Here is a 21,397-nt window from a genome sequence, read left to right on the forward strand (position 1 = left end):
AGAACTAATTTTTAAGACTGGTCTGCACCGATATTCGGAACATATCAAAGTTGTTCCGCGAAACGGAAATTCTTGTTCCTTGAGATGCGCCGGGTACAGGCAGTTGAAGGAAGGCGAAAAAGATCCCAAGATTCTTTCGGCAAGAGAAAAGCTAATGAGTCTTAGGCCAGTTTGGCAGGATTGATTGTCTTGAGCGAAGGATTGTGTCCCGCACCAGGACCTGAGCTATGATCCCATCAGGGGACCGATTGACTGGTCGGCGCAACGAGCCGGTCTATTTTGATTTGGCTAGTTCAAGTATTTCAATTAAAGCTTCTCCGTTTTTGGCGATAGAAGGCTTTGGAGCTCATCTTGTTTTTCCTTCGCTATAGTTGCCACCGACAAAAGCCAGTCAGCTGCCATGGCTAATGCTTCTTCATATTTTTTACCTTGAGTGACAGGCTCCTCTCCGTAAAAATAACGAAGAGAAAGAAGTCGCCGTCTTTTGAAATCTCCGTTGGGTAGGAAAGCATGTTTTACTCCTCGGTGTGGTTTTCAACATAAGTTGTTTCGGACAGCAAGTTGCATTAGAGAATCCTTCGAAAACTCCGCTAGGGCTTTGGATGGCCAATTTGAATGAGACCGTCGTCTTATTCAGGCATTCTCTCATCTGATCGCAACGTTTGGTGCCATTAAGAGGATTAAGGTTCTAGATTCTTTTCAGGGAAGTTAATCGTATTTTTGGTTCTCCAAAGACTATGTGCGTTTTGAATGTCGAGAAGAAGCTGAGCGTCAATATTCAAGTCAAGACTTCTTCAATCCTGCGTGCCATTTCTTCCGAAATGTTGAGTTCTCCATTCAGAAGTTTTGCAACGGTTGAATCTTGGAGTTTTAAGGCGCAAGGAAGTTCAGTTGCAGAGATTCCTTTAGTTTCAATTACATCTTTGATTAGCATTCCGGCATGAGGCGGATTGAACATTGACATTGTCGAAATTTCCTATAACTAACTGTTTGATATTCAGCCTCTAAACGCACCATGATTTGTTTGTGCTCAAGCAGTAACCCACTCAAGTCATACTTTGGAAGTCTTCTGAGCTTCCTTTTCGGCTTAATGACAAGTTTTCTGTCCTCGAAGCTGTATTTGAGGGAATCGCCGGATTTTGCACTCAATTGCTCAAGGAGCGTCTTAGGCAAAATCAGGACTACAGTATCGCCGATTTGCCGTAATTTCAAAGTTGACATCTTTTCTTCCGCGTCTGAGACAAAGGAAAGTTAGGCGCGGTCCGAGCCGCTTAAACATTATGAACTTATCTTGAGGAAATTGAGATTCCCAACAAACGTGATAGCTTCTGGCGTCGAAGGAGCTTGAAAAATTCCTGAGCCACGGAAAAACAAGAGGCTCGACGAGTAGATGGTAGGAGCAAAACGTTGCGGCAAGCTCTTCAAAAATTGTTGCGTGAAATGAGCTTGCTCCGATTGGTGTGATTTCTATTCCCTTCTTATTTACATCCGCTATCTTACAAGCCAAGACAAAGCGCTCTTCTAGAGGGTTTTACAATTAAGATGAATGACGCACTGATTTTTGAAAGTTTGTTTTTAATATTCCTCTTTGCGAATATCGCATTAGGTTTTTACCTTTACTTGAGAGAGGCTAAATCCATAAGAGAGCACCGGAATAAAGTTCCGCATGTGTTTTCCGGTCTTGTTTCTCTTGACGCCCACAAAGCGGCTTCTGATGCTCGCCTGCACGCAGATAAGGTTAACGAGATTCGGCATCTCTCAAATTTAGTTTTAGTGCTTCTGCTGACCTTCGGCGGCGGCATTACTTGGTTTTCTAGCTTGCTGACTAATCAACTTGGGAACGGTCTTTTCACACAGATCCTTTTTGCCTTGTGTGTTGGGTTAGCGTTCCTGGTAATTAACGGTTTATTTTTTGCCATTGCCAAGAATTCCGAAAAGAACAGTTCATATTTGATTCTTAGAAACTTCGGTTCGACCCGCAGTAAAGTTAGCAATATTGTCTTCTTTGTTTTAATAGTATCAGCTGTCCTCACCTGCTGGTCTGTAGGAGCTTCTTATTGGTGGATTCTTACATGGGTCGCTTCTGCCGTTCTTGTGATCGGCGCTTCGGTGGTCAGCCGATCCATCGCTTACTCTGCTCATCCCTTGAGTGACGGAGAATTAAAGAGCAGGCTGGACCAGTTCTTAGGTAAGGTTGGTTTTGAATCAAAGGGTGTCTTTGTCGCGAATTCTGATCGTCTCGGCTCAGGAAGCGGTGTATTTATCTCTGGCTTAGGAACCAATAAGAAAGTTGTCTTGACTGAAAGCCTTATTGAACGGCTTAATCCTTCAGAGATTGAAGCGATGATTGCCAATGAAATCGGTCAATACAAATACCAAATCGGCTTCAGAGCTTACCTTCCGTACCTAATTCTCTCTTTTATCTTCTTTGGCTTGCTGAGTTACTTTTCCACCAAACCTTGGTTCTTCCAAGGACTTGGGGTTTCCTCAGGTTTTGATGAGAAACATGGTGTTGTATTGGTTCTTTTCGCGCTCACAGCTTATGTCTTCCTCTTCCCGCTGATTCCTTTAAGAAACGCTCTATTGTGGAAAGCCGAAGAAAACGCAGAACGTTCTTCTGTGAAGCTTGTGGACTGGAATGCAATGATCAGCGGAACTGCCAAGTTTGCCTCTGATAAAGCAGGATCTGTAACGCTCGATCCGTTGTATCTCGTCTTTAACAGCACGCGGACAGACTCCATGCACCGAATCATGGATATTCAGCATTTGGCGCCGAGACACACTCGTCAAAGAGATTCTTGGCTGCCGAATGCGTAGTTGAGAAATTCAGATAGAAGGAGAGGCTGCTTGTTTGACGACATTGCAGCCTCATTTAATTTCACAGTTTTGAGTTCTCAGGTGTTTACTTCAACGTTGAAATCCTCGGTTCAGGAGGTTGGTTTATGGGTGACTTCTTCTTTAAATAAACTTTCAGGGCATCGGCAACGAGAGGCCCCGAATTCGAAATTTTGATGCCGTCGGCCAGAGCTTTGTGGTCGTCTCCGCCGGAAGCAAGAAATGCACCAACTGCCGCGACATAAACCTTATTGTCATCCAGCGGGTTCCATTTACCATCCCTGTCCTGCACTTCAACTGATCTTACTCTATGGCCAACCGGAGCAGTCGGACAATAGCTATACCTCAATCCCGACGCTTGAATCATTCTCGGTCCGATCCCGTCAACGTCTGAGACTCCGTGTTCAACGGCTTCGAAAAGCTGTTTGCCTGTGTATTTTCTGAGCAGAACCTTATCTTTGAACGGGAGCAGGTTGTCGATGTCGCCTTGAGTGATTTTTCCGACAGGAAGGGCGGCGCGGAAGTTTCCTCCGTTAATCAATGCAACAACTGCACCTTTAGGTCGTGCGTAATCCAGCATTGCGTCTGTGGTGACCATCGCGGACAGACAATCTCCTTCGCGGCAAGGATCCAGGCCGTCTCTCATTTTGACAAGATTGGTTCCGACGACTGTTGAATTTCTCTTGATGACGGGTTCTGCAGCCTGATTGATGATCTTTGTGATTTCGGGTGAGTCGCCGGCTTTTCCTAAACGTACAGGTTCACCGTTCCAACTTGTCGGTATGCCTTCCTTGTTAAAGTTCATTTCCAGATGACCTAAGAATTTTGCTTCGCCGGAAGTTGTCACGATGAGAACCGGCTTGCCGCTCGGAGATCTCTCAACGATTGGATAGGGGCCCAAAGGAGAGCCTGGTCCAATGTAATCATGCGTGTGGCCGCCGACAATTAGATCCACACCGCTGACGTTTTTTGCTAACTCCTCATCGAAAGGTAAGCCGAGATGGGACAAGACAATGATGATATTTACTTTCTGAGTCTGAAGCGCCTTCACGGATTCTTTGACTGCCTTGAAGGGGTTCACAAACTTTGTGTCTTTGCAAGCCTTCGACTGGTTCACGACATCCGGATTGGCTAAACCGATAATTCCTATCTTTGCATCCGGTCTATCAATGACGGTGAAAGGCGCGATATTGTTTTTACTCAAAGGGCAACCCGGCGCCGGTTTGAGGTTAACTGCCAAGAAAGGAAAATCCGCGTTTTTGGCGTAGTCGGACAGCGCTTTGCAGCCTTCGTCGAATTCATGATTACCGAACGTTGCGAAGTCGTACTGCATCTTGTTTGTGATTTTGCCGACCAACGGCGAATGGTAATTCACATACAACAGTGAGCCTTGGAACTGGTCGCCGGCGTCCAAGAAGATGGCGTTCGGGTTTCTTTCCTTCACTTCTTTTACGTATTCCGCAACTCGGCCGTAACCGCCTTCGCAGTAGCTTTCCGTGATGCAGGCGCTTCCGTTTTTACTGCCTGCAAAGTGCGAGTGCATGTCGTTAGTATGCAGGATTTCAACGGTTATTTCCTTTTTGTCGTGTATTGACTGGCAGCTGGAAATGAGAATTAAAGAGGCTGCGGCAAAGGAAGCAAAAATATAGCGAGTATGGAAGGGAAGACGAGGCGACAACATGGAAAGAGAATAACGAAAATCTAATGACGTTCTGACAATTATGAGTCTGAAGGCAAGAACGGAGTGTGCCAAAAAGCGGTATCTGAAGTTTAGCAAACTCAATTTTTAAGAGATTTTCCTAGGATTAGCCTTCTGACGTGTTCTTTTTATCATCCATCAGGATGATGACAAAAACTTTTCAAAAATGGAATTTGTAAGGATAAATTTCCTAAACTATTTTTTGTCAATAACCTCATCACGTTAGTTATAGGAATTATCAATGTTCAGAAGAAATCTTTTAGCGTTCCTTTGCGCTTTAAGCATGCTGCCCGTCTCGGCTTCTTTTGCGAAGTCTCCGACTATTGAAGACGGCGTCCTCCTTGTCGGTACGGATTCGAGCTTTGCTCCGTTCGAGTTTTTGGCCGAAGACGGTAAGAATTTCACGGGTTTCGATATGGATCTGATCCGTGCGATCGGTAAAGAACTCGGATACAAGGTCGTGGTTCAGAACATGGGTTTTGACGCGACTGTTCCGGCACTGCGCACCGGTATTGTGGATGCCGTAATCGCCGGCATGACGATTAACGAAAAGCGTAAAAAGTTCGTTGACTTCTCCGATCCGTACTACACCTCCGGTCTGATCATCATGGTTCCGTCGTCTGATACAACGACCAAATCCATTAAAGATCTGGAAGGCAAAAAGATCGGTGCTCAGGTCGGTACAACTGGCATGTTCAGAGCGGAAAAAGTTCCCGGCGCAAAAGTGGTCACTTTTGCTAATGCTGCCGAGACTTTCTTGGAATTCCAAAACGGCGGCGTTGACGCTGTGATTCAGGACTTCCCAGTTGTGGCGTACTACGTTGCTCAAGGCGGCAATAAGGGCCGTTTGGTCGGTCCGAAGATGGAAGCCGAAGAATACGGTATTGCCGTGACTAAAGGCAATAAAGAGCTGGTTGCTCAAATCAACAAGGCTCTTGCTTCTCTTAAGAAGAGCGGTGAGTTCCAAAGAATTTACAAGAAGTGGTTCGGCGAAGAAAATTAAGTTCGAAGCTACTTCTTAATCAATAGAAATTGGCCCGGGTCTGGAGAAGATCCGAGCCATTTTTTTTGTGAAGTCAAGGAAGTAGTCGAGACTTAGATCAAGTTTAATCTTCAATAATCTCGTGCTCGACGCTCTTCCCGGCATTTAATTCGGCGGCTACGCGTTGCAAGTGCTTCAGATTGCTTTCGGAATAGAAAGGATCCGCTGAGACTTCAAAAGGAATCCGCTTTTCGCGAGTGACAGTTTTAGCGAAGATAGTAAAAGCAGCAGTCATTGACAGCCCCATGTCATTGCAAAGCATATACAAGAAAAATATTAAACGACGGAATAAAGATTCGGTGTATTTGGCTCATCCGCAACGGACAAGTTATTCGGGCATGAACTCTGAGTCTTGAGCTCGGAAAAAATTAGAGCCTCCGTCAGGAGGCTCGAGAATTGTTAGTTCAGTTCGAAGACTTTCTTCAGTTCTTCGGTCGTGAGGTTCTCATCAAAAGGAACGTACTCACCTTTGCTGTTCTTGAAGACACCGTAGGGGACGGCACGGCAGCCGGAGCGTCTGTGCAGTTTTGTGTTTGTCCAGACTTTGTTTCTCAGATCTTCAGGAAGCTTGGAGACGTCGTAACGGATTCCGCGGAAGTCCGGATCTTTGAAGTGTTCATGCTGTTCTTCAAAAGTCTTAGCCGGATCCTTAGACATCAGGATTGTCGTTCCCTGCGGTTCGGAATGGATGTTCATGAATGAAATCGGGTAGAAAATCACATCAACATCATTGAGCAAGGGCTTAATACGGGTAAACAAACGTATGCAGTCCGGGCACTGTGTATCGAAAGCGACAACGGCGACAGGAGCGTTGGGTTTGTGCGGGAAGCTGAAGCCGGTACCGTCTCTAAGGAAAGAGTCATACATTTTCTTTCCGTCCCAAATGGAGGGTACATTTGCGGGTGCGGCCTGAGCAGTTCTTGTTAAGCCGACGGCGGAAGCGCCTAAGGAAGCGATGAGGATCTTTCTGCGGGAAACAATTGATTGCATGAAATTGAGGTCCTTATTTGAAAAAAAGCGGATACTACTGCCACTCTAATACGGTTTGATTTTGAGAAACTTAAGATTAGACAAAAGTACTAGTCCGAATAACCGAAGGTGAAATTAGATTCGTTGAATTAGAATTGAGCGTCACCATCTGATTGAATTATTGGGAAAAACATGACAAAGAGTTCGAGACAGGCTGCAATTGCAGGATATCTGAAACGTGATGACGGCGTTGATTGGAAAGGATTGACGGATTACGCCAATTCTATGTATGACGTCAGAGACGAGCTTGAGATTGCAGACGTAGAAGATAATTTTGATACCGAGACAGCTCAAAAGGCAATCAAGAGCAAAACTCCGTACCTGACGCTGCGCCCGCTTCAAATTATTCCTGCCGAATTCAGAAAGGATCTTCAGAAGCTTCAAGACGCTTTTATTGAAAAGGGCGTCATCAATGTTGATGAACAGGTTGCCAAGCTGAAAGCTCTCGATTGGAACAAGCTCACCGATGCAACGATCAAACTTGCCGGTGAAGACCCGACAGCCTTCTACGAAGTCGCCACGAAAGAAGTTTTAGGCGAAGAAGCCGATGAAGACATGATGGCTGTTATCGCCGGTCTTCTGCTGAACGTTCTTCGCAGATATTTCCGTAATCTCGGCGAAGACATGACGCACGAGCTCTCCAAAGTCGACGAAGCCAAATCCGGCGATGCTCCTTTGGGCTGCCCGACCTGCGGTGCTCCGGCAGCGATTTCTTCCGTCACCGAAGGTACGGAGGGTACTTCCAACAACCGTTATCTTTTCTGCTCCTGCTGCGGAACTCAGTGGCCGTTTGAGCGCATTCGCTGCGCACTGTGCGGCAATACCAACAGCAACAAGCTGAAGTACGTCTATGCCGACGAAGATCCGGCGCACCGTATGCATGTGTGCGAAGACTGCGGCGGCGCCATGGCTACGGTTTTCCAGGACGCACTGAAAGGTCCGATGGACTATGACATTGAGCTGATCACAACCGGTGTGATTCTCAGCATGTACGAAGATTCGTTGGAAAACGAAAACAAGCAGTAAGAGAGAACCTTGTTCTTGAGAGCGGCTTCGGCCGCTTTTTTCATCTCTGCGGAATTTGGACCAAGTTCAGGTCGTGAGAGATTCGGTTGACGCGTCGATTGATGAGTGGTGCGGACTTCACAAACTGATATTTCTTCGGGTTAATCAAGATCGAGGCCAAGCGGATGGCTTCAGCGCGAGAAAGGTTTGCCGCGTTCTTATTGAAGTAATAACGGGAAGCGGCTTGTGCTCCGAAGATTCCGTTGCCGAATTCGGCGATATTTAAATAGATCTCAAGGATTCTTTTCTTGTCCCAGATGGCTTCAACGATCGGCGTCAGGATGATTTCCTGTGCTTTTCTGAAGTAGCTTCTGTCGTGGGACAGAAAGAGGTTTTTGACAGTCTGCTGAGTCAAGGTCGATCCGCCGGGGGCGCGCTTATCCGAGAGCAGGTTTCTTTCTGCGGCCGTTTTAATGGCGTCCCAACGAAGTCCGTTGTGGTGCATGAAATCCGCATCTTCCGCGGCCACGACGGCCCGAATCAAATACGGAGAAATTTGATCGTAGTCGACCCATTGATACAGAACCGGATGCTTGCCTTCTTCCAACAATCTTTCTTGTTCTGTACGGATGTAGGGACTAGAAGAAGGATTAACGAAGTCGAAGAGGATGATTCGGCCGACATACTGAAGCTCGAATAAAAAGAAAGCGAGCAGGGCGCAAAGGATTAATTTAGCGGTCCATGAACGCTTTTTACTTTTAGAGTTATCAGACACCAGAGCTTCCAGCAAGAAATTACAAAGGAATATTACCTAGACAATGAAGATGATAATGGCTTAATTACTTCTTTGATCTTCAGGACGGTACGTTTCGTTTTGAAGCCGTCGTTTGTTTTGACCTGCAAACTTCTTACGAAAGCCAATAAACAAGTTCCGTTAGTCCATGAAATCTTATCCGTTTTTACTGTCTGGAGAAATTCGTCATCTATAACGTCTGCTGAAAATTCCGAGCTGCCATCTCCTTCACTGAAGCGCCAGCCTGTTCTATTGCCATTAAGCATCGGTGAGACGACAGTCAGAAGAACTTCTGAGGTTGTGTCTTTTAGAACGCAATCTATTTGCGAACTTAGATCAGCATTGGCATTCACTGCATTGTCGGCTTTAACCGAGATCCTGATTTCCTCAGGATGTTGGTCTTTCGGTTTGGCAGACTTTCCGAAAACGAATTTGTTAAGACGAATAAGATCTTTGAGTACTTCGATAACTGAAATCTTCTTTAAGACCGGAGTGGCGCCGGTGTTTGAAGGATCATCGTCCGGGTTCTCAATGGAAAGATCAACAAAGAAGGAGCCGAGGTGCGATCCGCTCATAATTTTTACTTCGGCTACAACCTGGTTGCCATAAAGCTGTTTTGATATCGATTGGAGAAGAGCAAGTAATGAGAGGAGAGACTGAGCAACCGAAGACGCAGGTACCGCATGCTTATCAATTGCTGTTTCATCAAAATCGATGATGAAAGATTTATTGATCGTGAACATGTGTTCTCCTGAAGATGAGTTCTCATTTTACTAAAGGAGTATTCAGGGTCTTTAGAAGAGGCTTTTGGTGAAGGAAGAGATACTGAGCCTCCTTTCCTTAATAAGTTCTCTTTGTTTGAGAAAGTTGAGCCGGCAGTTGGCCGGCTCGAAAGTTTTGACTCTTGGAGTAGATAAGAAACTTAATTAGTTGTTTTGAAAGAAGTCTCGTTCAAGTCGAGCATCTAGGACATTGGCAAGTTTTTGAAGTTTTTCTTTGTATTGCGGATCAAGGTTGCTCGGGCTTTGATCGTTTACGAACCTTCCAAGATTCTTAGCGCCCCAAAAACCAGCGGTGTCGTCATCAACAACTTTATAGGCACCGAGATATTTGTCCCACACAGCATCAAGTTTTCCGATTCCGTCACCGACATTGCCTTGGCCGCCGCCAAGCCATCCGGCATTCATAATGGTGTAGATGCCTTTTCCTTTGAGAAGTCCTTCCAAGCCTTTTGGCGTGTCCTGATAAGCAAATTTCTTAGAAAATACGCGCTCCATGTAGCCTTTGGTGATTGCATTCGGACTGTCGTGCCAGTTCGGATAGCAGAAAATAATGTAATCGGCTTTAGAGACAAGAGCTTGTTCGGGCTTGATATCGTCCGGGGTTTGACCGAAGCCGTCTTTGGCGTGGTAGAAGTTTTCCGGCGTGATGACCGGATTGAACTTGATCTTGTAGAGGTCTCTGATCTCTACTTCATAGCCTTTCTTGAGGAAGAAGTTCGCGGCGGTGTTGACCAAGAAACCTTCTAATGATTGGTCAAAGCGCGGATCACCGACAACAAAAAGTACCTTCTTTGCTTTGCTGTTTGTAAAGCCTGTGGCTTTGGCCGGGATCCTCAATTTCTGAGGCACGATAGAAGCAGAAGTCACAGCATCCACGTTCTTGATTTGAGAGCCGGGTGCGGCATGATTAGGCGTTGCTCCGCTGACAGCATCTGCTGCATAACAAGCGACGGAAAGGGAAGAAAGAAGTACAGCGAGAAGAAGATTGAGTTTCATATAGCCTCCGTGACACTGCGAACGATTTATCTTCAACATCCGCAGCGATGATTAGTGATCACGACGACGGCGAACGTTGAAGGAACTTGCACGGAGATGCGCAAGACCTAGCCTGATCTTCAAATGAAAACAAAGAATATTTTGAATACACAAAATTATTTTTGGAATTGGTTTTAACCCGAATCTGTGATCACTTTTCACTCAATTTTCAAATAACAGATATTTAAAAATTTAAAGAATCAAAAGCCAAAATATCAATAATTCTTTCCAAGGAGATTTTTATGAAATCCTTCAAATTAAAAACATTTGTTTCTATTTTGGCTTTTGCATCACTTTCTTCTATTAGCTTTGCAACTCAGGTTGTCGATACCGAGATTGTGATTGTCGGGGGCGGGTTGAGCGGAGTAGCGGCCGCCGCAAAGGCTGTTGAACTCGGTAAAAAACCTGTGCTTCTTGAGAAAACCGCAATTTTAGGAGGTGCAGGTAACTTTCCGGAAGGATCTCTTGGATTAGGCACAAAATATCAGAAAGAACACGGCATTACGTGGGATATCCAAAAGAATATTGATCGTTTCCTCGATTTCAACCACTATCGTACGAATCCCGCAGTTATCCGTCAGCTTATCGGCAAGTCGGGTGAGACCATTGACTGGGTGGTTGATAAAGGAGTTGAGATTCGTGGCATTCGCACCTTGTGGCCTCAGGGAGAATCTTATAACTGCTGGCATTTATTCAAAGGCGGTGCTTCAACGGTTATTTCTAAATTGAGTGACCAGATCAAAGCACAAGGCGGCCAAATTCTGATGCAGACACCAGCTCAAAAACTGATTACGAAAGACGGCAAAGTTGTCGGAATTGAGGCCGTCAACAGCAAGACCGGAGAAAAGTACATCATCAACGCAAAGAAAGTCATATTAGCTACAGGCGGTTTTGCAGCGAATAAAGGCATGATCGAAAAGTACGTTACTGACTCTTCTGATCTTTCCGTCTCTGAGCCGATTCGTTTGCGCAGCGCAGCCGGTGACGGCAGAACAGGCGACGGTATCAATATGGCTGTTAAAGTCGGTGCAGCCATGGCCGGGATGGAAAATGTTGTCGGGAATGCTCCTTATCTTCCTCACGAACCGCTTATTAACCAATTTAACGGTGACACTTATCTCAAGCACGGCCGCTGCGCACTCGTTCAGCCGTGGCTTTGGGTCGATCGCAACGGAGAACGTTTCTACAACGAATCAAGAGGTTCCTTGTTTACTGATGTGTATGCGGCAATGACTCAAGCCGGCGGTTTGATGTACACGATCTTGGACCAGAAAAAATATGATCGACTTATCAATGAAGGTGCCTTAATTCCGTTCAATGCGATTGTTCCTATCGGCACAAAGTTAACCGAACTGCCGAAGACATTTGAAGTCGGTATGAAGAACGGTTGGGCTTTTAAGGCTGACACAATAGACGATTTGGCTCTTCAGATCGGTGTTCCCGCAGAAAACCTCAAGAAGACCATGAAGCAGCTCAATGAGTATGCTGCCAACAAGAAAGATCCGGACTTCGGACGAAAACCCGAGTATCTAGAAAGTTTCGATCTGAACAAGGGCCCGTACTTTGCCCTCAAAGGCATCAGAACTTACTTCCTGACATTAGGCGGCGTCAGAATTAATAAAGATTTCCAGGCTTTGAACGCTCAAGGCGATGTGATCCCGAATCTTTATGTCGTCGGTGCGGACATGGGCGGTTTGTTTGAAAGTACGGATGACCTGAAGGTAGAAGGCGCAACATCTTCCTTTGCTTTGACCTCTGGTAGACTCGCTGCTGAAAAGGCCGTACAAGCACTTAACTAAGTTCATTAACTCAAAGGGAAAGGAGCACGGTTTAACGCTGATGCTCCTTTTAGTTTATGGATCTCAACCTTCTGCAGGTTTTTATAGAACTCTACAATTTTCGAAGCTTGTCAAAAGCGGCTAGAAAGTTAGATCTCTCTCAGCCCTCGGTAAGCAGAAAGCTTCAGATACTCCGAGAACATTTTTCAGATCCCTTATTCATTACGGACGGCCACAAGTTAGTTCCGACCGTGAAAGCGGAAAAGCTTTATCCCGATGTCGCGAAGGCATTTAATAGTTTCCAAAGTGTTCTAAACCAATCTGTGGTTAGGGGTCCGAAGAAACTCACGATCGCATGTTCGGATGACTTTGAATTTTTTGTGGGGCCTAGGATTGTCGAAGGTTTTAGAAAGGTTTTGCCAGGGGTTTTGGTGATTTTTCGTCAAACCAATACGATGCTGGCAGAAAAAACGCTTCAGGAAAGAAAGGCAGATTTCTGTATTACTGGAGGCGGAACCCACAGTTCTCAGGTTGCTAGAGAAGGCTTTGGTTTGCATCAGGATGTCTGCCTTTATTGCGGAAAGGACGGCTTAAAAAAGCCGTTATCACTTGAAGAATATTTAGAGCGTGAACATGTTGCGGTTCATTTCGGAGGGGCAGAAGGGGTTTCAGATGAGATCCTTCGCCGAGGAAACAGGAAACGTAAGCTTGTTGCTATCACAACACATTACAGCGGAGTAGAGCGCTATATATTAGGAACGGAGCGAATAGCACTTGTTCCCCTGTTTTTTGCCAAAATCCTTGTTCAAACTTTTCCTTCGCTGGCCTATTGTCGGATTCCATTCAACGCAACTCAGGACCAAGTAGAGCTGTCGTATCGAAAAGATTTGCTGAAAGAACCTTTTTACAGAGACTGCCGAGACGTTTTGTCAGAGATATTGAAAATGGTCGACTGGAACTGAGTTTCTCCTAGATTTTCTTATTATTTAAGCAGATAGCAATTTCTTGTAGTTGTAGAAAGAGATTCCAGGCGAAATTCCTGCCAGTAAAGAGATCGAGGACGCGCAGAAAGCGAAGAAATCCCACATCTGACTGCTGCTTTTTCGGTGTATACTTTCGTCACATTTCTACGAAGTCCCTATCGTCTAGAGGCCTAGGACATGACCCTCTCAAGGTCAGAACATGGGTTCGAATCCCATTGGGGACGCCAGTATCCCACTTCTTTATTTAAACTCCCCAATCTAAAGTTCATATTGTCGCGGGCTTAGGTCCATTTGAGACAGCGATTAATTTCGTTTATTAGCAAGTTTGAAACTTTTCCAATCAAGGACTGTTCACAATTCGCGGGGGCGCCAAAGAGTTGGGAAAGTGGAGTATTTGGGGATTCTAGCCCAATAAAAAATTCTTTTATACAAGAACTTCTACAATATAATCATAAAAGTTTCTTTTATAAAAGAAACATATATAACTAATTGACAAACTTCCTTTTATAGAAGAATTATGAAGATATTTCCTCGACATCGCTATCTTAACCAGCTCATATCTTTTCACGGTTCGGAACTGATCCGCGCAATCACAGGAATGAGACGTTCCGGAAAGAGTTCCTTGCTCAACCTCTACAGAAATTGGCTGGTTAATGAAAAGAAAATCGAGGAAAAGAATATTGTCTATATCAATTTTGAATCTCTCAAGTACGCAAACCTTACGGAATATCAGGCCCTCTATGATTATGTCTGCGGAATCTCTTCTCAAGCCGGAACAAAGGTGTATTTGCTTTTTGACGAGATTCAGAACGTTAAAGAGTGGGAGAAGGCTGTCAATGCTTTGCGCGTCGATTGTGACTGCGAGATTGTTCTGACCGGCTCGAATGCAAGACTTCTCTCAGGAGAATTGGCGACACTTTTAGCAGGCCGCTATGTGGAAATCCAAATGTTTCCGCTATCCTTTGACGAGTTTTTAGAATTCAGAAAAAGTAGTGGCGAGGACATTCATAAATCCTTCGATGCCTTTCTTAGGTTCGGCGGGTTGCCTGGACTTCATGAGCTCCAAGCATCTCCTAGGGCAACATCTCAGTATCTGAGCGATGTTTTCAATTCCGTTCTGCTGAAAGACGTCGTTTCTCGAAATAACATCCGCGATAGTGAACTATTGAATCGAATCATCCAATTCATTTTTGATAACGTCGGTAGTACTTTTTCTGCGAAAAACATCTCTGATTTCCTGAAGAGTCAAGGCCGAAAATTAGGCGTTGAAACGATCTACAACTATCTCGACTACTTGGAGAATGCTTTTGTCATCGAACGCGTGAAACGCTTTGACCTAAAAGGCAGGAAGTATTTAGAGACACAAGAAAAAATCTATGCCGCTGACGTAGGCATCAGAAATTCTGTTCTCGGATATCGGCCGTCGGATATCGCCGGCATCTTAGAAAACCTTGTTTACCTGAATCTGAGACAAAAGGGATTTAGCGTTTCAGTAGGAAAAACAGGAACATTAGAAGTGGATTTTGTAGCCTCAAAGGATGGGGCCGTTTTCTACGTTCAGGTCTGCTACCAATTAACGCCGGAAAATTTAGAGCGAGAAATTGCACCGCTCAGGCAGATCAAAGACAACTACCCCAAACTTGTTCTCACGCTATCTGACTTGATGGCAGGAGATGTTGAAGGTATCAAGATAAGAAATCTTGTGGATTTCTTGGCCGAACCGATAGCAAAGTTCTAAAATTTCCCGGATTCCACATTTACAGATGTCGTTGCCACGGCATTCATCGGAGAGAAAAAACATTCTTTTCTCTCCGATGACTTGTTACTAGGACGTACAACTCTGTCTCGATCTTGATCACGCCGTTGTAGGAAAAGTTTCTAGCATCAATTTGCCATCAAGGCTTTTGTGTGTTTTGAAGAGCTTTGGTCAACGAGTTGATTTCTCAGAATTTTTCTTAGTTCAATGATGGCTTCAGGAGTTTCCTGGACGGAATGACTGGAGACGATGACTTTCTCACTGGCCGCTCCTTCAAGATGAGAACTCCAATAGGGAACGATCCCGTCAGAGGACTCTTCAAGCGGACCGTCGGCATTTTCTCGTCCGATGATCGAGTAGTACGTCACATTTCGTGAAATCGGAAGTTTGGCCAAAACTCGAATCGTAGGATCCTTAGCGGACAAGTTGTCCACGCCGGTCATGTTAATTTCTCTCGGTAAGTCCTGACCGAATATCATCAGCGTCATTTCGCCGAGCTTGTTCACGATTGAGAGCGGCAGCTTGACAAAAGATGCAAGATATCTCGCCCAGCTTGCGTCAGCGTACGGTGTTCCTTGATGAGGAGACGCTAAAAATATTGCGGTTGTTACCCCTTGGAGAGGTTTGAACCGAAGGATGCTCTTGAATTTCGGATCCATTTGGTTAATTTTGTCGGAGGCTTGAGGATACTTTTGCTCAAGTGCATTGATAATCGTGTTGCCTGAATCCGACACAAGGAGACTCGTGAGGATTCCTCCCATACTATGACCGATAAGCGTGATGTTTTTACTCGCCTGATTTGTGCGTGAGGGATCGAAATGGTCAATGGTCCGATTGATTGCCTCCGCAATCTCTTGGCGATTGATTAGGAGCGGAACGTTTGTCGGATAGTAGACCTGCCAAATCTGGTAATTATCTCGTAGGAGTTTGTCTCCCATAATTTCATTGGCCGTATTGACCCATGCTTCCGGACTGCTGGCTAAGCCGTGAATGAGGATAATAGTCCTAAGGTCCTTGCGGTAAGGACGCATCAGATAAACGGTAGGCTTATCGATGATATTTCCGCGTCCGAAAATCGTGCTGAGTGCGTTAGAGGCGAAGTCGGAGTTGGCGAGCCAAAGACCATAGGCTCCGCTGAAATTGGCCGACAAAGGAACGACGGTTTTTCCGATCTTGACGCTCTGTACAAAAGACGGATCGTACGTTGAGACAACAACATCGTCAGCGGCAAGAATTTGATTCAACGATTTTCCGGGAAATGAAATCATTGCCGTTACCGAGAAATAAGGCATAAGCCGCCAGGGTTGATCTTTTTCTTTGGCAGGTCCCTCAGTGGAGAGCACCATTCGAGCCCCGAGCCCGTCAGCTGAGTATTGATTTTTAAGCCCCTTAAAAGAAAGGACGGTGTCCGGAATCAACTCTTTAACCGTTTCAGCGTGTTCCGGTAGTTGTTCAGGATTTTTGATATAGATGTTCCATTTGCCTTCGCGAACAGGAAAATCCGTCAGAGCCTTGCCCTTGTTTGTTCGATAGAGCTGTTCGATAACGTTTTGTACCGCAAAGTTGTAGTAGTCCTTCACCTGCGTTTGCCGATCTTCTAAGGCGCGGTCACTGATTTTTCTACCGGAGAAAAACAGATAGGCATAAGAATATTTGGCCGTCTGAATGTAGTCGTTAAGCAGTTCGGCGTTGAGTTTTTGCTCATCTTGAAATTCGCCTGCATCTTTGAGGACCTGAGCATCCTTTTGCGCGCGCATTGCTTTGAAGAGCCACATTTCCGCTAATGCAGAAATTTTGGACTCATTGTCGGTGACAGAGCTTTCGCCGACCGAATTAATACAGTACTGCATTCTGTTTTCGCAGTCCGTAAGACCTAACGCAGTGAGAACCGTGTTAGTCGGGTCGCTCAACCGGCCCTGAGAGATGACGTCGCCGCGGCGCTGAACCAGATACTCCTCACTGTTAATGTTAGAGACCGTCACGGATGCGCAGCCGGACAGAAGAAGAATAGGCAGGAGGAGGGCAAAGATGGTTTTCATCAGAGTTTAGGATTAACAGAGAATAATAATCAGAGCCGAAGCACAGACAGAAGAACAAATTCTGATACATCGATGATTGCGAAGTCAAAGCGTCATTGTTTTTACAATGGATGTTAGAAAGAAACGAGCAGCCCGGAGAGTGGAAAACCTAGAAATAAGGCAAAATTAAACGGCGCCCGCCGCAAAACAGGTGCCGTTTCTTCAAGCTATTCAGGACTTATGAACTTTGAAAGTTCAAACTTTTTTGCCAATTACTGGTAAATGTCCAAGCCGATGTAATGCTGATACGGATGATCGCAGGCAGGGCATTTAACAGGAGGTTCTGTACCTTCATAGATATAACCGCAAACCAGACACTGCCAAAGAATCGGTTTTTCTCTTTTCCAGATGGTTCCCTTCTGAAGCTGGTCAAGATAGGTCTGGAAACGATCCAGGTGGTGCTGTTCGATCTGAGCGATTGCTCTGAAGTGAGAGGCGATGACAGGGAAGCCTTCCTTGTCTGCGACTTCGGCGTAAGCCTGATAAGCCTTAACGCCTTCGTATCTTTCTTCGTCGATGGAGATCTTAAGATTATCTTCGGTGGAGCCAATAGCTACAGAATCAGTCGGAACTTCGGCAACCAGCTTTCCGCCGGGCAAGAAGTTCAAAAAGATCTTGGCATGACGGAGTTCGTTCGCGGCTGTTTCGTTAAATGCATATCCGATCGGGAAGTAGCTTTCTTTCACGGCTTTCTGTGCATAGAAAGTGTACCGAGCGTAGGATTGGGATTCATTCAAATAAGAAGTTGCAAGGTTCTTCTCAGTCTGTGTACCTGCAACGCTTTTTGTTTCAGCCATTTCTATATCCTCATTTATGGTGGGTTAGAAGAAACCCTAATGAATAGCGTTACTTTAACTGTAAAAGAAGCATGAACGGCCCATGGCGTCTCAAATTAAGTAAATCGATCAAGTAAGGTTAGAACAAGAATTTTGAATCAAATGCTCACAATTTAGTGAAGAGATCAACGAATCGAAGACTGTTGGACAAGGTTTATTTGAATTAAAAAATTCTTTTAAATTCAGATAAATAAAATTAAATAATCGAAAATTGTCAAAGAAAGGGGATTTTTAGCGGGAAGAGGGGATGGAAAATAAAGAAAATTAGTGGTAAACGCCCATATGAAAAGACAAAAATCTCCGTATAGTGGCGCGTTGAATGTGTGGCTGCTTCATAAGCCCGTGGATTAAGGCAAGACACGTTATTCCGACTTGTTCGGAACTTGTCCAGAAGGATTTACCACCCTTCAAATATCTCTCTTTTTTTGGCGAACCGCCGTGTTCGCCAAAATTCGGGGACAGAGCGGGACGTCGAATTTTCTTTAAAAGGAAACATCCGATGGAACTTACTACCCACAAACTTCGTATCAGCCAAAGCACGGTGAATACCATTCTTTCTCGTGCTCAAGGCCACTACAAAAGTATTCTTCTGTCCGCCGGTGCGGATGAAACGATCTTCAAAACCAAGAACCTGGAATGTCCATGGTGCGCGGGAGTAGACCGTTTCTCTTATACCGACAAGTTTGGGAAAGGCGACAGTTTCTGCCGTCACTGCGGTTACCACAGCGGAGTCGATCTTCTGATGAAAATCAAGAATTTCGGTTACGTTGACGCTCTGCGTTTTATGGCCCGCTTTCTCAATCTTCCGATTCACGAAGAGAAAACCTACAGAGTCACGAAAACACAAGAGCAGTCTTCTCCGGTAGAAGAAGTATGGGCTGCTTCTCATGCCTTGGGCGAGACAGATAGTGCATACGCCTATCTTCGAAGCCGAGGCTTGAAAAAGTGTTTTCCGGCGGCGCTCCGTGCCTCGAATCGTCTGCGTTATGCGCAGCCTTCCGAGGACGGACGGTCATGGGATCACTCCTTCTATGAAGGACTTGTGGCCGAGATCGTTAACTCTGAAGGAGACCGAGTCAGTCTTCACCGCACTTATCTGGACAAGGGCCGAAAGGCTCCCGTTAAGGCGGTAAAGAAAGTACTCGGCAAAGAGCTCTCGGGGTGCGCCGTTCGTCTGGCCGAAACGGACGAATCCGGCGTGCTGGGATTAGCCGAGGGAATTGAGACGGCACTGTCTGCGTCGGAACTTTTCGGGGTTCCGGTGTGGTCCGTGGTTGCCGCATTTAATTTCCGCAACTTTGTACCGCCGAAGTCGGTCCGCAGAATCATCATTTTCGGTGACTCGGACAAGAACTTTATCGGTCAAAGGGAGGCTTATGCGGGCGCCGCTGAAATCAAACAGCGGCATCCCGACATTGAGGTCGAAGTGCGTCTGCCCGAGCAATCGGGTTCAGACTGGAACGACGTCCTCATGGCTCAAAACCAAACAAGCCTCGGTGCACAGGTTTGTTTGACAAAAACATAGAGTGCATCGTTTTTTACTTAACCCTGCGGGGCCTTTGTGCCCCCGCAGGGAGTACGAGGCTCCGTTTTTTATATGGAGCTTTGTATGTCACAGGTATTAAACGAATTCGTTTCGCTGGAATCTTTCGGATTTATGCAGGACGGATCGCTTTTAGGATACCGATTAGAGGATATTGAACCGGAACTCCGGTGCCTGATTCCTCGCTTGGATCCTTCCTATGTTTTTGAGAAGGACGCTTTGTCGATCATGAGCGCCTGGTTTGAAATCGGTTCGGGTGAGCCGCTGTTTATCAGCGGCCCGCACGGTTCCGGTAAAACCAGTTTTGTGAACCAGTACTGTGCCCGAGTGAACGCGCCGGTGATTTCGATTACTGCGCGCGCCCGCTTGGACCGTACGGATCTCATCGGCGGCTACGTCATTGACAAGGATAAAAGCATGCGCTTTGCCGACGGTCCGCTCACGCGGGCTTGGCGGCACGGCTGTGTGTTTCTTGTTAATGAGATGTCGGCAGCGCCGCCGGATCTTTGGCTGTCGGTCAATGAACTCTTGGAAGGTTCTCCGCTTTATATCCCGGAGACCGGAGAAGTGATTCATCCGCATCCGAGAACCCGCATTGTCATGACTGACAATCTGCGGGGACTGACGGAAGATTACGGCTCACGCTATGTGGGACGCTTTAGTCAGGATCCGGCAGTGCTCGACCGCTTTTGGAAAATGCGCATGGACTACATGGGCGAGGAGGCTGAAGTTTCTTTATTAGAAGCGACAACTCCGGAGCTTGAAGTCCGAGGCATGTCCTTTGAAGAATGGCGGAAAGAATTTTCCGTGCGTCTGAGGAGGGCGGCGGACCGAGTTCGTCAGGCTTACTGCCGTCAGACGGAGGACGGAGCCGTTGCGGAAGCAACGATTTCGACCCGAGTCTTGCTGCGGTTCAGAGACTTGCTTCTTCTGAGCTACCGATCTCCGGCGATGAAGAATGAGCCTCGAGCTGCATTGAGGCGGGCGATGAAAATCGCACTGACGGACTGTTTGGAAGATGCCGGCGCATTAGCGGTCGAAAAATTGGTCGAATTAGAAATCGGCGATATCGGCAAGCACATTGCCTAAGCGCAGTTTTCTAACGGACCGATCGTTCTTTACTCCAGAGATGATTTCGGTCATCTCAACCCATCGTTTTTCGAGGGCCTTTAAGCCCTCGGATGACGGGCCATAAGGGCTCTCTTTTTTATTTAAGGAGGCCCTATGGCTGATTTGTTTGGTAACCGCGGTTTTTGGCAAGACAGCGGTTGTTTATCAACCGAAAAGAAAGAAGGCAAAACGGAAGATTCCGATCTGGTGCTGATTTGTTTTCAGATCAGTGTCTGGAGCGGGACGACAACCGAGCAGACCTCGATTGAGGAAGGCGCGGAGTTTATGAAACGCCGAAGGATTATTCCGGGCGTGATGCTGAAACCTTTTCTTGACTTCAGAGCGCGAGCCAAGGCTTTGTGTCAGGAGATGGGAGAACCTTATCTCAACGGTTTCGTGATGCGAAGGCAGGATGCTGCCGTTGCGGAACGAGCCCTGAGTGTCTGGAGAAAAGAGTTTTGCAGATGGCGCGATGAAGTTTTTGCGCCGGCCTATGAAGACATTCTTGCTCAGAGGCTCGAAGGCATCATTCCTCCGGGTTGTTCGAAAGAAGCCGTTTTTCCTCCGACGAATTTTGTTCTGCGCCGGATCAGCTTTGAGTTTGATGCGTTTGTTCTGGCCGCGCACGGTACGGGCAAACGAAGCTCAAAGGATGCTTTTCTTGACGGGTTGGCCGAGCGTTTTGCCGATGAGACCGATCTCATCTGCGGGGCGCTTGAGACGGCCAACGTCACGGAAGCGATTGTGTGTCGGGCTAGGACGCTTTATGAACGGGTACGTTCATGGAGCTGTTCTCAAACTCGATTTGCTCTTGCTTCCGCTGCACTGGAAGAAGCGCTTGCCGAAGGCAGCCGGACCCATGTCTGGTACCGAAGCAAAAAGCTTTTTGTTGAGTGTTTGGATAAAGCTCGGGAAGCATTTGCGCAAGCAGGTGCTTCTTATGAGCAGAACACGACGGAAGAGGCAGAGTCTCTCGTATCCGTTCCTTCAGTTGAGGAAAGGCGAGAGGTGCTTACCGGAGCGGCAGGCATGATTGCCCGCGGCCGGTCGCTTTTTCCTTTTGGTTAACCGACTTCCTGTTCAGTGTCTCAAG

The 21,397-nt window shown here is 46.3% G+C and carries 19 protein-coding genes, 1 tRNA gene and 1 pseudogene; 11 read left to right on the plus strand and 10 right to left on the minus strand.

Going from position 1 to position 21,397, the window contains the following annotated elements:
- Positions 1–778: 778 nt before the first annotated feature.
- Complete coding sequence (locus ACZND6_RS08680) at positions 779–964, minus strand: helix-turn-helix transcriptional regulator (protein WP_008811168.1); 186 nt, start codon at positions 962–964, stop codon at positions 779–781.
- Positions 928–1,221 (minus strand): AbrB/MazE/SpoVT family DNA-binding domain-containing protein, encoded by a 294-nt coding sequence (locus ACZND6_RS08685; RefSeq protein WP_141555130.1) that lies wholly within the window; start codon positions 1,219–1,221, stop codon positions 928–930. The genes ACZND6_RS08680 and ACZND6_RS08685 overlap by 37 nt, the downstream gene beginning before the upstream one ends.
- A 321-nt stretch (positions 1,222–1,542) precedes the next feature.
- Between ACZND6_RS08685 and ACZND6_RS08690 the strand changes: the two genes are divergently transcribed.
- On the plus strand, positions 1,543–2,817 hold the full coding sequence (locus tag ACZND6_RS08690; protein WP_489524569.1) for a M48 family metalloprotease: 1,275 nt from the start codon (positions 1,543–1,545) through the stop codon (positions 2,815–2,817).
- 85 nt (positions 2,818–2,902) lie between these two features.
- Here ACZND6_RS08690 and ACZND6_RS08695 read toward each other — a convergent pair whose 3' ends face one another.
- A complete protein-coding gene (locus ACZND6_RS08695) occupies positions 2,903–4,516 on the minus strand; it encodes a bifunctional metallophosphatase/5'-nucleotidase (protein WP_418572466.1) in 1,614 nt (537 codons plus the stop codon).
- 259 nt (positions 4,517–4,775) lie between these two features.
- On the opposite strand from ACZND6_RS08695, the gene ACZND6_RS08700 reads away from it, so the two are divergent.
- Complete coding sequence (locus ACZND6_RS08700; protein WP_008811171.1) at positions 4,776–5,537, plus strand: basic amino acid ABC transporter substrate-binding protein; 762 nt, start codon at positions 4,776–4,778, stop codon at positions 5,535–5,537.
- A gap of 103 nt (positions 5,538–5,640) precedes the next feature.
- Here ACZND6_RS08700 and ACZND6_RS08705 read toward each other — a convergent pair whose 3' ends face one another.
- Positions 5,641–5,838 (minus strand): type II toxin-antitoxin system RelB/DinJ family antitoxin, encoded by a 198-nt coding sequence (locus ACZND6_RS08705; protein WP_278661336.1) that lies wholly within the window; start codon positions 5,836–5,838, stop codon positions 5,641–5,643.
- Positions 5,839–5,975: 137 nt separating this feature from the next.
- Positions 5,976–6,566, minus strand: a complete 591-nt coding sequence (locus ACZND6_RS08710; protein ID WP_370747925.1) for a thioredoxin fold domain-containing protein — start codon at positions 6,564–6,566, stop codon at positions 5,976–5,978.
- Positions 6,567–6,737: 171 nt separating this feature from the next.
- Between ACZND6_RS08710 and ACZND6_RS08715 the strand changes: the two genes are divergently transcribed.
- Entirely contained in the window at positions 6,738–7,631 is an 894-nt protein-coding gene (locus ACZND6_RS08715) for a formate dehydrogenase accessory protein FdhE (RefSeq protein WP_008811173.1), read from the plus strand.
- A gap of 40 nt (positions 7,632–7,671) precedes the next feature.
- Here ACZND6_RS08715 and mtgA read toward each other — a convergent pair whose 3' ends face one another.
- The 3 genes from mtgA to ACZND6_RS08730 all read right to left on the minus strand — a co-directional run bounded on the left by mtgA (position 7,672) and on the right by ACZND6_RS08730 (position 10,181).
- Positions 7,672–8,385: a monofunctional biosynthetic peptidoglycan transglycosylase gene (gene mtgA / locus ACZND6_RS08720; RefSeq protein ID WP_370747923.1), complete on the minus strand. Its 714-nt coding sequence runs from the start codon at positions 8,383–8,385 to the stop codon at positions 7,672–7,674.
- Between the two features lie 32 nt (positions 8,386–8,417).
- Complete coding sequence (locus ACZND6_RS08725; RefSeq protein ID WP_489524570.1) at positions 8,418–9,146, minus strand: hypothetical protein; 729 nt, start codon at positions 9,144–9,146, stop codon at positions 8,418–8,420.
- A gap of 183 nt (positions 9,147–9,329) precedes the next feature.
- Positions 9,330–10,181 carry an NAD(P)H-dependent oxidoreductase gene (locus ACZND6_RS08730; RefSeq protein WP_370747919.1) on the minus strand — a complete coding sequence of 284 codons (852 nt, stop codon included), beginning with the start codon at positions 10,179–10,181 and terminating at the stop codon, positions 9,330–9,332.
- Between the two features lie 281 nt (positions 10,182–10,462).
- On the opposite strand from ACZND6_RS08730, the gene ACZND6_RS08735 reads away from it, so the two are divergent.
- From ACZND6_RS08735 to ACZND6_RS08755, 5 genes and pseudogenes are all read left to right on the plus strand, one after another.
- Positions 10,463–12,019 (plus strand): FAD-dependent oxidoreductase, encoded by a 1,557-nt coding sequence (locus tag ACZND6_RS08735; protein ID WP_300874863.1) that lies wholly within the window; start codon positions 10,463–10,465, stop codon positions 12,017–12,019.
- Positions 12,020–12,075: 56 nt separating this feature from the next.
- A pseudogene (locus ACZND6_RS08740) lies at positions 12,076–12,246 on the plus strand (helix-turn-helix domain-containing protein); the annotation flags it as partial.
- Between the two features lie 3 nt (positions 12,247–12,249).
- The gene (locus tag ACZND6_RS08745; protein ID WP_293738205.1) at positions 12,250–12,960 is read left to right on the plus strand and encodes a LysR substrate-binding domain-containing protein; all 711 of its coding nucleotides are present in this window, start codon (positions 12,250–12,252) and stop codon (positions 12,958–12,960) included.
- Positions 12,961–13,132: 172 nt separating this feature from the next.
- A tRNA-Glu gene (locus ACZND6_RS08750) sits at positions 13,133–13,208 on the plus strand.
- 290 nt (positions 13,209–13,498) lie between these two features.
- The gene (locus ACZND6_RS08755; protein WP_293738203.1) at positions 13,499–14,719 is read left to right on the plus strand and encodes an ATP-binding protein; all 1,221 of its coding nucleotides are present in this window, start codon (positions 13,499–13,501) and stop codon (positions 14,717–14,719) included.
- A 146-nt stretch (positions 14,720–14,865) separates the two neighbouring features.
- Here the strand turns inward: ACZND6_RS08755 and ACZND6_RS08760 are convergent, their stop codons facing one another.
- Together ACZND6_RS08760 and ACZND6_RS08765 are read right to left on the minus strand one after the other, a co-directional pair.
- A complete protein-coding gene (locus tag ACZND6_RS08760) occupies positions 14,866–16,776 on the minus strand; it encodes an esterase/lipase family protein (RefSeq protein WP_489524571.1) in 1,911 nt (636 codons plus the stop codon).
- Positions 16,777–17,027: 251 nt separating this feature from the next.
- Positions 17,028–17,612, minus strand: coding sequence for a rubrerythrin family protein (locus tag ACZND6_RS08765; protein WP_293738201.1), 585 nt, complete (start codon positions 17,610–17,612; stop codon positions 17,028–17,030).
- Positions 17,613–18,150: 538 nt separating this feature from the next.
- Between ACZND6_RS08765 and ACZND6_RS08770 the strand changes: the two genes are divergently transcribed.
- From ACZND6_RS08770 to ACZND6_RS08780, 3 genes are all read left to right on the plus strand, one after another.
- Positions 18,151–19,176, plus strand: a complete 1,026-nt coding sequence (locus ACZND6_RS08770) for a DUF7146 domain-containing protein (protein WP_293738199.1) — start codon at positions 18,151–18,153, stop codon at positions 19,174–19,176.
- A gap of 84 nt (positions 19,177–19,260) precedes the next feature.
- Entirely contained in the window at positions 19,261–20,283 is a 1,023-nt protein-coding gene (locus tag ACZND6_RS08775; RefSeq protein WP_300874876.1) for an AAA family ATPase, read from the plus strand.
- 135 nt (positions 20,284–20,418) lie between these two features.
- A complete protein-coding gene (locus tag ACZND6_RS08780) occupies positions 20,419–21,372 on the plus strand; it encodes a DUF3150 domain-containing protein (RefSeq protein WP_489524572.1) in 954 nt (317 codons plus the stop codon).
- Positions 21,373–21,397 lie beyond the last annotated feature (25 nt).

It is taken from the genome of Parasutterella sp. (genome assembly GCF_057870745.1).

Coding starts and splice junctions, on each gene's coding strand:
- ACZND6_RS08680 (WP_008811168.1), bottom strand. CDS start 964: ATGTCAATGTTCAATCCGCCTCATGCCGGAATGCTAATCAAAGATGTA.
- ACZND6_RS08685 (WP_141555130.1), bottom strand. CDS start 1,221: ATGTCAACTTTGAAATTACGGCAAATCGGCGATACTGTAGTCCTGATT.
- ACZND6_RS08690 (WP_489524569.1), top strand. CDS start 1,543: ATGAATGACGCACTGATTTTTGAAAGTTTGTTTTTAATATTCCTCTTT.
- ACZND6_RS08695 (WP_418572466.1), bottom strand. CDS start 4,516: ATGTTGTCGCCTCGTCTTCCCTTCCATACTCGCTATATTTTTGCTTCC.
- ACZND6_RS08700 (WP_008811171.1), top strand. CDS start 4,776: ATGTTCAGAAGAAATCTTTTAGCGTTCCTTTGCGCTTTAAGCATGCTG.
- ACZND6_RS08705 (WP_278661336.1), bottom strand. CDS start 5,838: ATGCTTTGCAATGACATGGGGCTGTCAATGACTGCTGCTTTTACTATC.
- ACZND6_RS08710 (WP_370747925.1), bottom strand. CDS start 6,566: ATGCAATCAATTGTTTCCCGCAGAAAGATCCTCATCGCTTCCTTAGGC.
- ACZND6_RS08715 (WP_008811173.1), top strand. CDS start 6,738: ATGACAAAGAGTTCGAGACAGGCTGCAATTGCAGGATATCTGAAACGT.
- ACZND6_RS08725 (WP_489524570.1), bottom strand. CDS start 9,146: ATGTTCACGATCAATAAATCTTTCATCATCGATTTTGATGAAACAGCA.
- ACZND6_RS08730 (WP_370747919.1), bottom strand. CDS start 10,181: ATGAAACTCAATCTTCTTCTCGCTGTACTTCTTTCTTCCCTTTCCGTC.
- ACZND6_RS08735 (WP_300874863.1), top strand. CDS start 10,463: ATGAAATCCTTCAAATTAAAAACATTTGTTTCTATTTTGGCTTTTGCA.
- ACZND6_RS08755 (WP_293738203.1), top strand. CDS start 13,499: ATGAAGATATTTCCTCGACATCGCTATCTTAACCAGCTCATATCTTTT.
- ACZND6_RS08760 (WP_489524571.1), bottom strand. CDS start 16,776: ATGAAAACCATCTTTGCCCTCCTCCTGCCTATTCTTCTTCTGTCCGGC.
- ACZND6_RS08765 (WP_293738201.1), bottom strand. CDS start 17,612: ATGGCTGAAACAAAAAGCGTTGCAGGTACACAGACTGAGAAGAACCTT.
- ACZND6_RS08770 (WP_293738199.1), top strand. CDS start 18,151: ATGGAACTTACTACCCACAAACTTCGTATCAGCCAAAGCACGGTGAAT.
- ACZND6_RS08775 (WP_300874876.1), top strand. CDS start 19,261: ATGTCACAGGTATTAAACGAATTCGTTTCGCTGGAATCTTTCGGATTT.
- ACZND6_RS08780 (WP_489524572.1), top strand. CDS start 20,419: ATGGCTGATTTGTTTGGTAACCGCGGTTTTTGGCAAGACAGCGGTTGT.